Origin of the sequence: Thalassoglobus neptunius (assembly GCF_007859735.1) — a bacterium.
Lineage (GTDB): Bacteria > Planctomycetota > Planctomycetia > Planctomycetales > Planctomycetaceae > Thalassoglobus > Thalassoglobus neptunius.
The window spans coordinates 1,415,956-1,429,383 of record NZ_SIHI01000001.1 but is presented as its reverse complement, the minus strand read 5'-3'; the positions used below and the strand labels follow the sequence as shown (position 1 = coordinate 1,429,383).

Below are 13,428 nucleotides of genomic sequence, written 5' to 3'. Positions count from 1 at the left end.
AGCAGAGTGAGAGGAGACTACCGATCAAGCCAGCGTGATATAAAATAAGCCCGGAGGCGACAACTCGCATCCGGGCTTTGATTGACAGAGAACGACGAAGAGTCGACTCCCGAAAGAATCACTCTTTCTTCTCGAATTCTGCATCGATGACATCATCATCCGCTGCAGCACTTGCGTCTGCCTCTGGAGCCGCTCCCGGCTCAGCACCTTCTGCTCCACCTGAAGGATTTGACGCTTCATAGATGTGCTTACTCAGTGCGTGAGTCGCCTGTTCGAGGTCTTCAAGAGCAGACTTGATCGCTGCTGCATCTTCGCCGCCTTCGGCATCCTTGACCTTTTGAATCGCAGATTCGATGGCTGTCTTCGAAGATTCGTCGAGTTTGTCCTCGTGCTCCTTCAAGGTCTTCTCTGTCTGGTACACAAAGTTCGACGCCTGGTTTTTGACCTCGGCCAGCTCTTTGCGCTTCTTGTCTTCATCGGCGTGCGATTCGGCATCTTTTCGCATCGCTTCGATTTCGGTTTCAGACAATCCGCTGGATTGTTGAATTGTAACTTTGTGTTCCTTCCCGGTTCCCTTGTCTCGAGCGGAAACGTTCAGAATTCCATTCACATCGATATCGAATGTGACTTCGATCTGTGGAACGCCACGCGGAGCAGCCGGAATACCTTCGAGGTTGAACTGATCAAGCAAGCGGTTATCGCGAGCCATCGGTCGTTCACCCTGAAACACACTCACAGTCACAGCGGACTGATTGTCGGCAGCTGTCGAAAAGACTTCCGACTTCGTCACGGGGATTGTGGTGTTTCGCTCGACGAGTGCTGTCATGACTCCGCCCTCGGTCTCAATTCCGAGAGACAATGGCGTCACATCCAGCAAAACAACGTCTTTGACGTCACCGGCGATGATTCCGCCTTGAATCGCAGCACCAACAGAGACGACTTCGTCCGGATTGACACCCTTATGAGGCTCTTTGCCGTTGAAAATCTTCTTCACGAGTTCAACGACGAGAGGAACACGTGTCGAACCTCCGACGAGGACGATTTCGTCGATGTCGCTGGGGCTCAACTTGGCGTCTTTCAGAGCCAACTCGACAGGCTTCTTACAACGATCGACAAGCGGATCGATCAGCTGCTCAAACTTTGAACGACTGATTGTGACCTGCAAGTGCTTTGCTTCGTGAATGAACGGAAGGTTGATCTCGGTGCTTTGCAGCGTCGACAATTCCTTCTTGGCTTTTTCACAAGCCTCTCGCAGACGCTGAAGGGCCATCGGCTGCTCACGCAGGTCGAGACCTTCTTTTTCCTTGAACTCGTCGGCAACATAATTGATCAGCTCTTCATCGAAGTCATCTCCACCCAGATGAGTGTCCCCATTTGTGGAAAGAACTTCGACAGACCCTTCTTCCACTTCGAGAATCGAAACGTCGAACGTTCCGCCACCAAGGTCGAAGACGACGATCTTTTCGTCTTTTTTCTTTTCGAGTCCGTAAGCAAGGGCTGCGGCGGTCGGTTCGTTGATGATCCGACTCACTTCCAACCCGGAAATTTGCCCGGCATCTTTCGTCGCCTGACGCTGTGCGTCATTGAAATATGCGGGAACGGTAATCACTGCCTTGTTGACGCGATGCCCGAGATAGCTCTCAGCAGCATCTTTCAACTTCATCAGGACCTTCGCCGAGATCTCAGGCGGAGTGAACTCTTTCCCGTTCACGTCAATTTTGACGTAGTCATCAGCCCCGCCGATGATTTTGTAAGGGACGATCTTTTCTTCCGACTGGACTTCGCTGTGTCGGCGGCCCATGAATCGCTTCACGGAGTAGATCGTGTTTTCCGGGTTGGTGACAGCTTGCCGCTTGGCAGGCTCCCCGACGAGAACGTCTCCCTTATCGTTGAACGCCACAACACTCGGAGTGGTCCGCGCCCCTTCCTGGTTGGCGATCACTTTCGCTTCGCCACCTTCCATGACGGAAACAACAGAGTTTGTTGTTCCCAAATCGATTCCAATTACCTTCTCTGAAACTGCCATTGATTATCCTCGCACAGAAATTGTGGTAGTGAGTTCTTGATTGCTCACATCTCAACGGGCAAAGATTGCGCCAAGATTCACCCAACCTCCAAATTTCACGTAACACACTAAAAAATAAACACTTACAACAACGAAACAGGCCTCAAAGAAGCTGCCAAGCTGCCAGTGTGGCACATCTAACTGGAAGGTTGCGGGAGTCACAAACTGCCAAAATTGCACTCGGTGCATCACAATTCAAAAGTCATGAGTGCTGCAAAATCAGGTGCATCATTTTGGACCACCATTTCGCATCGCCGCAACATATTCGGAAGTTGAACAGTCAAAGTGAGTGCTCAGCGTCCATGTCTCTTGAGTGGAGAATTCTGATTCCAGTTTTTGAAAAACCCGCAAACCTTTAAACAATAACGACTTACAACCACACCGAACAACCGCCTTGGAAATTTCTACAAAAACGATTGAGTTTTGGTCTTTTTCCTGCATAGAGGGGTACAATAACAACAGCTGATCACGTCAAGAGATAGATGGATCATAAGACGGTCAGCTATCTATTCTCAATGCAACCACAGGTACCAAGGAGCGGAAGATGTTGGTTTTGACTCGAAAAAAGGGCGAAGAAATTCACATCGGTGACGAGATCGTCATCAAGGTTTCGGAATTGTCCGGAAACCGTGTGAAGCTTTGTATTGATGCCCCGGAAGTCATGAGAATTCTGCGAGGTGAAGTCGCTGAGCGAATGAATGCTCAAGCGGACGCAGTCAGTTCTGATCAAACGAGCGGCAAATCGAGTGCGAGATTCGTGAGTGCATCCTAAGTCGACGATCGGTAACGATTGAAGACACACCATGAATTGACGGACCGGCCAGAACGAATCAATTGCTGCTGCGTGTTCGAGTGACCTTGTCTGAAGGTACTCAAGCAGCAATTGAGTGTGAGCGGTTGAGCAATTCGCCACATGGCAATGATGAATTGCAGAATCCCACACGTGAGTGGTTCAAGTTGCACTCGTTGAATGTTGACCGATTCGGTCGCTTCGAGTGCAAACGAGGCGGAGGTGAGGAGAATCATTCTTCACTCCGCATAAAAATTTCAATCTTCAAGTTCCGCCTTGTCGGCAGCTGCCTGCCGACGGCGGAATTTTTCTTTTGAGCAAGCCCTGAAATCTGCTCCAGGGCGTACGCTGACACCATGCAAGGCGACGCCATGCAACGTGACATCATTCAGCGGTGACGCCATCAAAATCGTCTATCGACGCTTTGGGCGTACGAAGTGCGTTGCTTGGGCGTAAGCACCTTCCGCAGATTCCATGATCGTTTCCGAAAGTGTCGGGTGAGCGTGGATGCTTTCGGCGAGATCGCGGGCAACCGTCGCAGTTTCGACTGCGAGGACACCTTCCGCGATCAATTCACCCGCTCCGGGACCGACAATTCCCATTCCGAGAATGCGATCGGTCTCCGCATCAACGATGAGTTTGGTAATCCCTTCGGTTCGACCAATTGTCTGAGCACGTCCAGAAGCGGCCCACGGGAACCGGACGACGTTGATATTCAGTCCTTTTTCTTTCGCCTGAGTCTCTGTGACTCCGCACCAGGCGACTTCTGGATCTGTGAACACAACAGCAGGAATCGCGACGTTGTCGAACTCTGCGGGTTCGCCCAGTAATGTTTCGACAGCCACTTTCGCCTCGCGGGTCGCCTTATGAGCAAGCATGGGCTCCCCAGCGACGTCCCCGATCGCCATAATTTTGGGATCTGCCGTTCGCATGTTGCGGTCGACTTCAATAAAGCCGCGTTCAGTCACGTTGACCGAAGTCGTTTCCAAACCGATTCCGTGACCATTTGGGATTCGCCCCACTGAAACAAGCACTCGATCGAACGTTTGCGGAGTTTCAACGCCCTTGCCTTCGAATTCGGCGACAATTCCGGCGTCAGAGGCCGTCAGGGAATTCAGCTTCGTGCTTGTGTAGATCGCTCGAAACTGCTGATCAAGGCGTTTCCGCAACGGCTTCACGAGGTCTCGATCGGCCCCAAGAAGGATGTCGTCGGCCATTTCAACGACCGTCACTTCCGAACCGAGTGCAGAATAGACCGACCCCATTTCCAGACCGATATAGCCTCCTCCGACAACCAACAGCTTCTTGGGAATATCCGGAAGGGACAGCGCTCCCGTTGAGTCCATGACGCGGTCGTCACCGATATCGAGGAATTTCGGAAACGCCGGACGTGAACCGACGGCGACAATGCAGTGATCGAACGTCAATTCCGACTCGGTGCCATCCGGGGCCGTCAGTTTGAGAGTCGAAGAATTCAGGAGTTCACCGCGAGCTTGAACGAGTTTCACGCCGCGAGCATCGCACAACTGCTTGATTCCGCCGGTCATCTTCGTGATGACGGAGTCTTTAAAGTCTCGAATCTTGTCGAGATCGATTTCCGGGGCAGTGAATGTCAGCCCCCATTCCTTCGCTTCGTCCGCTTCATGAATCAGTTTCGCGAGGTGCAGTAAGGCTTTCGAAGGAATACATCCGCGGTTCAGACAGACACCACCTGGACGTGCGTCCTGATCGACGAGAACAACCTGCATCCCGTGGTCTGCAGCTTCGAAGGCAGCTGGATAACCGCCAGGGCCCCCTCCAAGAACGACAAGTTGAGCGTGATTTGAATCATTCGGCATGACGGTTCTTTCTTCAACGTTGGGCGAAGCTCGACACAATAAAGCATCATTTCGCTGAGGGAAAGTTAGGGCCCGATCTTGACGCTCTTTTCCGTGAAAGAAGTTGCGAACCGATCGAAATCCTCCGATGAAATCTGCCCTGAAGATTGAAGTTGACGATCGGCCTCCCCGATAATGAAACAACCTGAGTCGAACTCAGTCGTCGGAAGCATTCAGAGCAGCTGATCACAAATCCTTGAATCGAGCCCAATTCATGTCGCAGGGAACGCAAATGCGATCGTAAACGCCCCTGACGTCGACGGGATTTCGCCCTGGTACCTCAAAGTGGGGAAGTGACAATGTGAACTTTCTGAGACAGTGCCTGCGAGGGCGTTCCCGTGGAAGTCAATGACTCAAATCGTCGAATCACTGAAACAAAGCCTGCAATGATCATTCGGCCAGCAACACAAGACACTCAAGGCCCCATTGAGTCGAAAGCAGATTGAGAACAAATATGAAATACCTGTTGGCACTCGATCAGGGAACCACATCCAGTCGAGCGATTGTCTTCGATGAACAAGGACATGCTGTTTCATCGGCTCAGCAGGAGTTCGAACAGATTTTTCCGTCTCCGGGTCACGTCGAGCACAATCCTGAAGCCATTTGGAAGTCTCAGATTGAAACGGCGAAAGAGGCTCTCGACACGAACGCAATTCCTGATTCCGAAATTGCGGCCATTGGAATCGCCAATCAACGGGAAACGGTCGTTCTGTGGGACAAAAAGTCCGGGCAACCGGTTTGCAACGCGGTCGTCTGGCAAAGCCGAATTACTGACCCCATCTGTAAGCGACTAAAAGCTGATCAACTCGACAGCTTCATCCGGGAAAAGACCGGCCTGGTGATCGATGCGTACTTCTCCGGAACGAAGATTCAATATCTGCTCGACAACATTTCTGGACTCCGAAGACGTGCGGAGCAGGGGGAAATTCTCTTCGGAACGGTCGACAGTTTTCTCATCTGGAGACTCACGAATGGTCGAGTCCATGCGACAGATGTCACCAACGCATCTCGTACGATGCTCTTCAATATTCACACTCAGGAATGGGACCGGGAACTGCTCGATCTTCTGAAGATTCCCGAGTGCATGCTCCCGGAAGTCATGCCCTCATCCGGAATCATTGGCCACTCAGATCCTTCGATCTTCGGTCGGGAGATCCCGATTGCGGGTTGTGCCGGAGACCAACAGGCAGCGACGTTCGGTCAGGCCTGTTTTTCCCCCGGAGATGCCAAGAACACCTATGGCACTGGTTGTTTCATGCTGCTCAATACCGGCGAACAGGCAGTAACTTCTCAACTTGGTCTCTTGACGACGATCGGCTGGAAGATCGGAAAGACAACGACCTATTGTCTCGAAGGATCGGTCTTTATCGCCGGGGCTGTAGTGCAGTGGCTGCGCGACGGGATCGGGATCATCGAGGAATCCGCTCAGGTCACTCAGTTGTGCGACAGTGTGCACGACAACGGGGGAGTTTACTTCGTCCCCGCATTTGTCGGTCTCGGCACACCCTACTGGGATTCTTCCGCCCGAGGGACGATCATCGGAATCACACGGGGAACAACTTCCGGGCACATCGCCCGGGCTGCCATTCAATCGATGGCGTTTCAGTCCATGGATGTCCTTGATGCGATGCAACAGGAATCGGGCGTCAAACTGACTCGCTTGAAAGTCGACGGGGGAGCGACGGTGAATAACTCACTCCTCTCATTTCAGGCAGGATTGCTGGGCGTTCCCGTGCTTCGGCCGCAAATTCAGGAGACGACCGCTCTCGGAGCTGCTTTCCTTGCCGGTCTCGCAACGGGCGTTTACGCCGACATGGATGAGATTGCTGAACACTGGACGCTCGACCGCGAGTTTCAACCGGCGATGTCAGTCAATCAGCGAGAAAACCTCTCGGCCGATTGGCACCACGCGGTGCGGGCTGCAAGAGGCTGGATTCGCGATTAAACGATCTTCGTGACTTCTCTGGATGTGCTAAAACGGGTCGCTTCCGATGAATCTCAAGATCGCTCTCACGAATTCCCGCTTCGATCATCGCATCGTCCGTGACGCCACGACCTCAAACCGGTTAAGATCAAAAACAGTAAGATGAGGCAGCTGATATAGAATTCAACGGAAGCCCTCATCCGACACATCACGATTCTGAGAACTGTCTGGAGTCCCGCCAATGTCTGTCACGTTGTACTCGGGAAGTGAACTCCCGGACAAGGATCCGCCGCAGCTTGATCCATCGGCACCATTCCGAATTCTGGTCCTTGCAGATCTCGGCGCAACAACTCCAGCCGCGCATCCGATCGCTGTCGACTGCGATGATCTCGATGAAGTGATCGCCAAACTGGGAGTACGAGCACAGTTTCAGCTCGACGAAAACGGTCCCACCGTGAGCGTTCCGGTTTCGGAATTCGAAGACTTTCACCCGGACCGACTGGTTCAATCGGTCGAGTTGTTCGATGCGCTTCGGCTCCGCAGAAAACGGCTGCTCGATCCCAAGACGTTTCAGGAGGAAATGAACTCGCTCCAGGAACCAGACACACCTCCGCAAACTTCGACAACAGAGCAGGGCACAACAAGCACAGACGAATCAGCGAGCCTCCTCGACCAAGCCGTCGACCTCGCGCAAGCCCGACAAACTCCGCTCGAACAACAAGTTCTCAACGAACAATTCGACTGGGACCAGTATGTTCGCCAACTCGTCGCGCCTCTCCTTGTCGCGAAAACAGATCCCAAACAATCGGAGTGGATCGAACAGATCGACGAAGTGATCAGTCACACGATGCGGAAAGTGCTTCATCACCCGCGGCTCCAAAGCATCGAGTCGACCTGGTCGGGAATTCGATTCCTGACGCAACGCCTGGAAACCGGCAGGTCACTTCAAATCGAAGTTCTGCACCTCGATCGCGAGGCACTCCAAGCCCAGTTCGACGAGAATGGAAGTCTTCAACAATCGTCGCTGTACAAACTGCTCGTTGATTCCCCCTCGGTGGCCGGTGAGTCTCCTTGGTCACTCGTCGTGGGAGACTTTGCATTCAGCGCTTCCCTCGACGATACAAGACTGCTCGCGCAGATAGCGAGAATATGTCAATCCGCCGGCTCAACATTCATTGCGGGGGCAAACCCCGAAGTCATCGGATGCTCGAACTTTGGAAGCTGTGTTGATCCAGACGAATGGACTGGACTGTCACAAACGGAATCTGAGAATTGGAATGCCCTCAGGCAGCGATCTGAAACGCGTTTCGTCTGCTTGACGCTGCCACGATTTTTAGGCCGTCGCATCTATGGGGCAGAGACGGATCCCATCGAGAGCTTTACTTTCGAAGAACTTCCTGATGGCAATGATCACGATGCGTACCTGTGGGTGAACTCCGCCTTCGCTGCTGCTTCTATCATCGGCCAAAGCTATTTGGAACAGGGATGGGAGCTTCAAGATTCACTCTCCGGCCAGATCGAACGGCTCCCGCTTCACTACTACGATGATCCGGGTGAAGAAGTTCTGAAAGCGTGTGCGGAATTGTTTCTCGTTGATCGAGGGGCTGATCGAATCGCAGCACTGGGCTTGTCGGTTTGCCGATCACTGAAGCACGACGGGGCTGTTCGTTTCGAGAACATTCGATCGCTCTGTGATTCGGATTCACTCCTCCATGGAATGTGGACTTCACAATGAAACGACACAATCGCAGTCAACCTCTTCGCAAGGGACGAGTGCTCATGCCGAACATCGCCAAATTCTTCTCAATTCCTTCGCACTTGCAACCGCGCATGGAACCGCACATGCAACGTTCGCTTCGAGACAAATCTCAGATGTTGCGAGCGGCTCTGCTCATCATTGCGACATTCTCCGGAATCAATTTTGGAGCGGCAGAAATTGCAATGGCGCAGCCCGAGGAAAGTGAAAAGGACGCTCAATATGCCATCGTCATTCATGGCGGGGCGGGGGGCGTTCCGACTTCTCCGGAATGGATTGAACAACGAACTCAGGTTCTGAATCAGGCACTCGAACTTGGATCGACGATGTTGAAAGAGGGTCGATCCAGCCTTGAAACCGTCGAGGCAGTTGTCCGAATTCTCGAAGACTCCGAACACTTCAACGCCGGACGAGGTGCCGTCTGCAACGCGGAAGGAAAGCATGAACTCGACGCAACAATCATGGATGGACGAAACCGGGCAACTGGAGCCGTTGGTGGAGTAAGCATCGTCAAGAACCCGATTTCACTCGCCCGACTGGTGATGACCGAAACGCCACACGTGCTGCTCGTGACCGCGGGGGCGGAGGAGTTCGCCAGAAAGTTTGAAGAGGACGCCTCGATCGAAATCGTCCCTAACACGTACTTCGCAACCGAACACCAGCGACAGGCAATCGAACGCACGAAAAAAGCTCTGGAACAACAGGAAGATGATTCGATGGGCACGGTCGGTTGTGTCGCTTTGGACAAGTCCGGAAACATTGCAGCCGCGACTTCAACGGGCGGACTGACCAATAAAGCATTCGGCCGAATCGGTGACTCTCCCATCGCTGGGGCAGGGACCTTTGCAGACAACGCGACGTGCGGAGTTTCCTGCACCGGAGTCGGGGAAGACTTCATCCGAAATGCCATCGCTTACGACATCTCTGCACGCATGAGCTACAAAGGTTCGTCACTCCAGGATGCCGTCCGTGAAGTCTTGAACAGCACCGATCATCCAATTCGCGGAGGAGTCATTGCCATCGACCATACCGGCAACATCGTCATCGGATTCAACACACCCGGAATGAGTCGAGCGGCCGCTGATTCCAACGGCCGCTTCGAAGTTCATGTCAAAGATTGAGTCGCTCTCCGCTTTCGATCGTTGCAACGCAGCATTCATCGAACTTTGCACCAAATGGCGAGGGCAGAGAACCGACGAGAATCGATCAGTTGCTCTTTTGACTCTCGGTTGAGTGATGCTGTTCGAGATGTTGCCGCAACAGGTCTTTTCCGTAGTCGTTTCCATTGGGCGTTCGAATCACGGCATGAATGTGATCTCGCGTTGGCTCGGAAGTTCGAAACGGTGCCACTCGCCGCTGATGGTCGAATTCGATCATGACCACGGGACTCTGAATGCGGTAGTAGTACACATCTTCGTCACTCGTTCCGCCAACCCAGACAAACCGTGTTTGATCAAGATATTCTTTGACTTCGCGCATCTTCACAGTGGCATGTTCCGGTCTCATGTTGCCGATGAACTCTTCAATGACAACCAAGAGCAGTTCTTTTTGTTCCGGGCTTAATTCGGAAACCAGAAGCCCTTCTTCAGGAAGGTCGATGTTGTCCTTGTAAGCTTCTCCGAGGTTGTTGTTGCCCGGTTTAGTCGATGAGACAACCGCTTTCGCCTTTTGATCACTATCAAGCGAAAGAACGAAATCGAGGCCCTTGTCCTGAGCTGCCTGCATCACTTCCGTTCCGGCAAACTTGCCGCTCGTCGCGCGAATCGGTTCGCTTCCGATAAAGACCGGAGACATCACCACTTGATCGCCGAGCACGAAGTAGTTGATCACCAGATGATGTCCATCAACCTGCCAACCCCACGGTTCGGTCTCTGACGGTTCTCCCATGATTGTAATCCAGTACAACCACTCGCCATACTCATCAAAATTGTTGGCAAGTTCTGCGAGCGTGCCGTTCAGCTTCATAATGTCTTTCGACAATTTCAGCCCGCGTGCGCTGAGACTCGCTTTCATCAGACCAAATGCAAGATCTCGCTGTTGTTCGGACATTTCGTCAAAGCCAACACCCTGACGCGGTGGAGAGTGGCGATTGTCCCATTTTCTCCATTCGAGATCATCAACCGGAAAAGTTGTCTTCTCACGTTGTGGCGCACTCAAGCTCGCCAGAAAATCCTTAGCAGCATCGACAACCGGAGCTGTCGACACACCCGTCGATTCGATTTCAAAGACTCCGGGTTCAATTTCCCCGCCAATCGAAACTCCACGAAACGGTTGACCGAGCGACTCATTTCCCCGGCCGCGACCACGTTGCTGTGCCAGGCTGACGACACTCAGCCAAAGAATGCCCCCGACCACTGCGAGAACGGCAAATTGACGGACGACTATCATTGGGAATCCCCCACGATTGATAAACTGATCACAACGGCCCCGCTTCACAACGCCAACTCCGATGGCGGACACTCTCTGTCGAGCACATCACGGAAGCGGGATCACGTCTTCAACATAACGTCGTTCTGGTGACTCCCACAAGGCAGACAGGTCCGGTCAACGATGCCTGCAGCTTGAACTTGCACGGTAATTTCCGTATGTTCAAACAAAGTGGGCATGACTTATCTGTGACATGGACACTCAATGAAACACAAATTCCTTCGCCTCCAAATTCATTAGCTGTTGATTGCGATCGAACGGAAACGACTTCACCAGTCGATTTCCATGTTGTTTCCTGAGAGTGTTGTCAATTCAGATCGGTTGCAGGCCCGCATATCAGTTGGGGCCACCGCCATCCTGCGAACGGCTCTTCGTGTCTTGAATCCATTCCGACCTTCAAGTGCAGGAGAAGACCATGACGATCCGCAACGGAATCTTCATCATCGATGTGGCGGCAATGAGCAGCGAAACACGTCGATTGATCTATCATGGTGAAGGAGCCATCTATCGGTTCTTTAACTCCACGGATCGTGCTTCTCCTTTGAAGAAGAAGATTAAAATTCAAAACACTTACGACTCCGGTCCCGAAGAGGTTGACCAGATCCTGTATCCAACGATGTGCATCGACGTCGCCGTCGGACCGACAAGCGACGCGTCGATGTTTCTGGAAGGAATCGAAGTCCAGGCGGAAAACAAAACCAGCGCCAATGAAGACATGAAAGGGATTTGGGAACTCGTCCGCGACACCGATGGAACAGTCTTGAACAACGATCGAAAATCCGGTCGATTCAACTTCCCGAGATCGATCGCGGACACCCACCTTCCCGTCATGATCGCCGATCTCACTTTTTCCAGCGACGACGCCATTTATCGAGTCTTTAACACCGGAAAGCATACGTTCGAGCTTTTTGTCGCAGAGGACAAGAACAAAACGAATGAAGTGCTGTCGACGGACGTCTTCCCGCGACAAGCAATTGACATCACGATCGATGACATGGATTCTCGCAAAGTCTTCGTGACGCGGAAGGCCAGCCTGCAGCCGATCAAAGGCATCTTTGAACTCGTTCGATAGTACGACCGATTGATCGCCGAACTTCTTGCATCAATCGACGGCAGTTCAAAAAAAGACTCGTGAGATCAATTCGTGATCTCACGAGTCTTTTCAATTCACCAGCAATGATAAGAACGGGACTCCGTCCCCAAGCACAACTCCGTCCGTTTAAGCATTCTTCCGTTCGTTACGAACGAAGATCAGCCAACCGATCGGAAACCCGTTGATTGAGAGCAGTTTGCTCTTTTCTGTGCACTCGCCTGAACTTTTTCATCAGATCAAAGGCTGAGTTTGCTCGTGCGTGTGAGTGCAAACCAACACAGGAAACGCTCTAGTCGCTGGAAGATGACGAGGGTTTTGAGTCTGACTTCGATTCCGACTTTGCCGGCTCCGATGATTTCTTATCGGCAGCTGCGTCCTTCTTATAGGAGTCAGAACGATAGTCTGTCTGATAGAATCCAGATCCCTTAAAAATGATCCCCGCGCCGGGACCGATCATGCGCTTCGCGGTTTTCCGGCCACACTCAGGGCATTTGCGTGTTGGCTTCGCCTTGATGGATTCAAACGCTTCCCAAGTATGTTCGCAACTGTTGCATTGATAATCGTATGTCGGCATTTCAGAACTCGTACTAAAAACTGTATGTGACTCAATGGGTTGTGAGACCATCCTCATGGTCGCGTTGCACTCATCTGAACTGGTTTCGCTCGATCGATACTGCCTTGGTTCGTACGTGAGGCAATCTCTACGACGATTCACTGGCAGGCTGAGACGAAACAATCACCTTACTCGGCCGCAAGACGCGTTCGTGCAGTTTGTAGCCACGTTCCAGTTCCTGAATGACCGTCATCGGAGGCACACTGCCATCGGGTCTCTGCTGAAGAGCCTCATGAAAGTTCGGATCGAATTGCTCACCCATAGAAGCAATCGCCTCCACTCCATGCCGCTTCAGAATCTCATCAAACTGCTTGAGAACCATTTGCACGCCGGTTAACACGCTCTCAGATCGATCATCGCTCTCGGCTGCATCGATTCCGCGTTGGAGATTGTCGAGGGCAGGAAGCAAATCGTAGAGCAGTCCGTAGCTGGCGTATTTGCGTTCGTCATCCCGTTCACGTGCAGCCCGCTTGCGGAAGTTTTCCATCTCAGCTGCGAGTCGAAGGAACTGATCGCGAAACTCGTCTCGCTCTCGTTCTGCCTTCTCGAGAGGAGTTTCCACCACTTCCTCGACACTTTCACTCGAGATCTCTTCAGCTTCCACCTGCTGAGGTTGTTCCTCGAAGAGATCTTCATCGTGCGTGTCTGGGGATTTGTCCTGTGACATGATCTGTGTTGCTCTCCGAATTCCGCTTCGCCGAGTTCGCTTTTTTATCCGGCGAATTTTTTCAATCACTTGAATGATTCAACGCTACCTGATTTTCGATAACGTGATCCAAACCTGAACCGAAAATAATCTGTTCTTTCAATCACTCGCCTGAACGGACACATCTCACTCGATGCAGTCGCAGTTCTTGTCCCGGTCAACGTGTTCATACCGGTG

At 52.3% G+C, this 13,428-nt stretch carries 10 protein-coding genes; 5 read left to right on the top strand and 5 right to left on the bottom strand.

Annotated elements, in window-relative coordinates; all coding sequences use genetic code 11:
- Positions 1–118: 118 nt before the first annotated feature.
- Positions 119–2,026 (bottom strand): molecular chaperone DnaK, encoded by a 1,908-nt coding sequence (gene dnaK, locus KOR42_RS05810; RefSeq protein ID WP_146507853.1) that lies wholly within the window; start codon positions 2,024–2,026, stop codon positions 119–121.
- 583 nt (positions 2,027–2,609) lie between these two features.
- On the opposite strand from dnaK, the gene KOR42_RS05805 reads away from it, so the two are divergent.
- Positions 2,610–2,837, top strand: coding sequence for a carbon storage regulator (locus KOR42_RS05805; RefSeq protein WP_146507851.1), 228 nt, complete (start codon positions 2,610–2,612; stop codon positions 2,835–2,837).
- 431 nt (positions 2,838–3,268) lie between these two features.
- Here the strand turns inward: KOR42_RS05805 and lpdA are convergent, their stop codons facing one another.
- The gene (lpdA, locus tag KOR42_RS05800) at positions 3,269–4,693 is read right to left on the bottom strand and encodes a dihydrolipoyl dehydrogenase (RefSeq protein WP_146507849.1); all 1,425 of its coding nucleotides are present in this window, start codon (positions 4,691–4,693) and stop codon (positions 3,269–3,271) included.
- 493 nt (positions 4,694–5,186) lie between these two features.
- On the opposite strand from lpdA, the gene glpK reads away from it, so the two are divergent.
- The 3 genes from glpK to KOR42_RS05785 all read left to right on the top strand — a co-directional run bounded on the left by glpK (position 5,187) and on the right by KOR42_RS05785 (position 9,533).
- The gene (gene glpK, locus KOR42_RS05795) at positions 5,187–6,677 is read left to right on the top strand and encodes a glycerol kinase GlpK (RefSeq protein ID WP_146507847.1); all 1,491 of its coding nucleotides are present in this window, start codon (positions 5,187–5,189) and stop codon (positions 6,675–6,677) included.
- Positions 6,678–6,897: 220 nt separating this feature from the next.
- On the top strand, positions 6,898–8,391 hold the full coding sequence (locus tag KOR42_RS05790; RefSeq protein WP_146507845.1) for a type VI secretion system contractile sheath domain-containing protein: 1,494 nt from the start codon (positions 6,898–6,900) through the stop codon (positions 8,389–8,391).
- Between the two features lie 107 nt (positions 8,392–8,498).
- Positions 8,499–9,533: an isoaspartyl peptidase/L-asparaginase family protein gene (locus KOR42_RS05785; protein ID WP_197440899.1), complete on the top strand. Its 1,035-nt coding sequence runs from the start codon at positions 8,499–8,501 to the stop codon at positions 9,531–9,533.
- 85 nt (positions 9,534–9,618) lie between these two features.
- Here KOR42_RS05785 and KOR42_RS05780 read toward each other — a convergent pair whose 3' ends face one another.
- Positions 9,619–10,800, bottom strand: coding sequence for a DUF3500 domain-containing protein (locus tag KOR42_RS05780; RefSeq protein WP_146507843.1), 1,182 nt, complete (start codon positions 10,798–10,800; stop codon positions 9,619–9,621).
- A gap of 454 nt (positions 10,801–11,254) precedes the next feature.
- On the opposite strand from KOR42_RS05780, the gene KOR42_RS05775 reads away from it, so the two are divergent.
- On the top strand, positions 11,255–11,911 hold the full coding sequence (locus tag KOR42_RS05775; RefSeq protein WP_146507841.1) for a hypothetical protein: 657 nt from the start codon (positions 11,255–11,257) through the stop codon (positions 11,909–11,911).
- A 310-nt stretch (positions 11,912–12,221) separates the two neighbouring features.
- On the opposite strand, the gene KOR42_RS05770 is transcribed toward KOR42_RS05775, so the two are convergent.
- Both KOR42_RS05770 and grpE read right to left on the bottom strand, forming a co-directional pair.
- A complete protein-coding gene (locus KOR42_RS05770) occupies positions 12,222–12,506 on the bottom strand; it encodes an FmdB family zinc ribbon protein (protein ID WP_146507839.1) in 285 nt (94 codons plus the stop codon).
- Between the two features lie 127 nt (positions 12,507–12,633).
- Entirely contained in the window at positions 12,634–13,212 is a 579-nt protein-coding gene (gene grpE / locus KOR42_RS05765) for a nucleotide exchange factor GrpE (protein WP_146507837.1), read from the bottom strand.
- Positions 13,213–13,428: the final 216 nt, after the last annotated feature.

Coding starts and splice junctions, on each gene's coding strand:
- dnaK (WP_146507853.1), bottom strand. CDS start 2,026: ATGGCAGTTTCAGAGAAGGTAATTGGAATCGATTTGGGAACAACAAAC.
- KOR42_RS05805 (WP_146507851.1), top strand. CDS start 2,610: ATGTTGGTTTTGACTCGAAAAAAGGGCGAAGAAATTCACATCGGTGAC.
- lpdA (WP_146507849.1), bottom strand. CDS start 4,693: ATGCCGAATGATTCAAATCACGCTCAACTTGTCGTTCTTGGAGGGGGC.
- glpK (WP_146507847.1), top strand. CDS start 5,187: ATGAAATACCTGTTGGCACTCGATCAGGGAACCACATCCAGTCGAGCG.
- KOR42_RS05790 (WP_146507845.1), top strand. CDS start 6,898: ATGTCTGTCACGTTGTACTCGGGAAGTGAACTCCCGGACAAGGATCCG.
- KOR42_RS05785 (WP_197440899.1), top strand. CDS start 8,499: ATGCAACGTTCGCTTCGAGACAAATCTCAGATGTTGCGAGCGGCTCTG.
- KOR42_RS05780 (WP_146507843.1), bottom strand. CDS start 10,800: ATGATAGTCGTCCGTCAATTTGCCGTTCTCGCAGTGGTCGGGGGCATT.
- KOR42_RS05775 (WP_146507841.1), top strand. CDS start 11,255: ATGACGATCCGCAACGGAATCTTCATCATCGATGTGGCGGCAATGAGC.
- KOR42_RS05770 (WP_146507839.1), bottom strand. CDS start 12,506: ATGCCGACATACGATTATCAATGCAACAGTTGCGAACATACTTGGGAA.
- grpE (WP_146507837.1), bottom strand. CDS start 13,212: ATGTCACAGGACAAATCCCCAGACACGCACGATGAAGATCTCTTCGAG.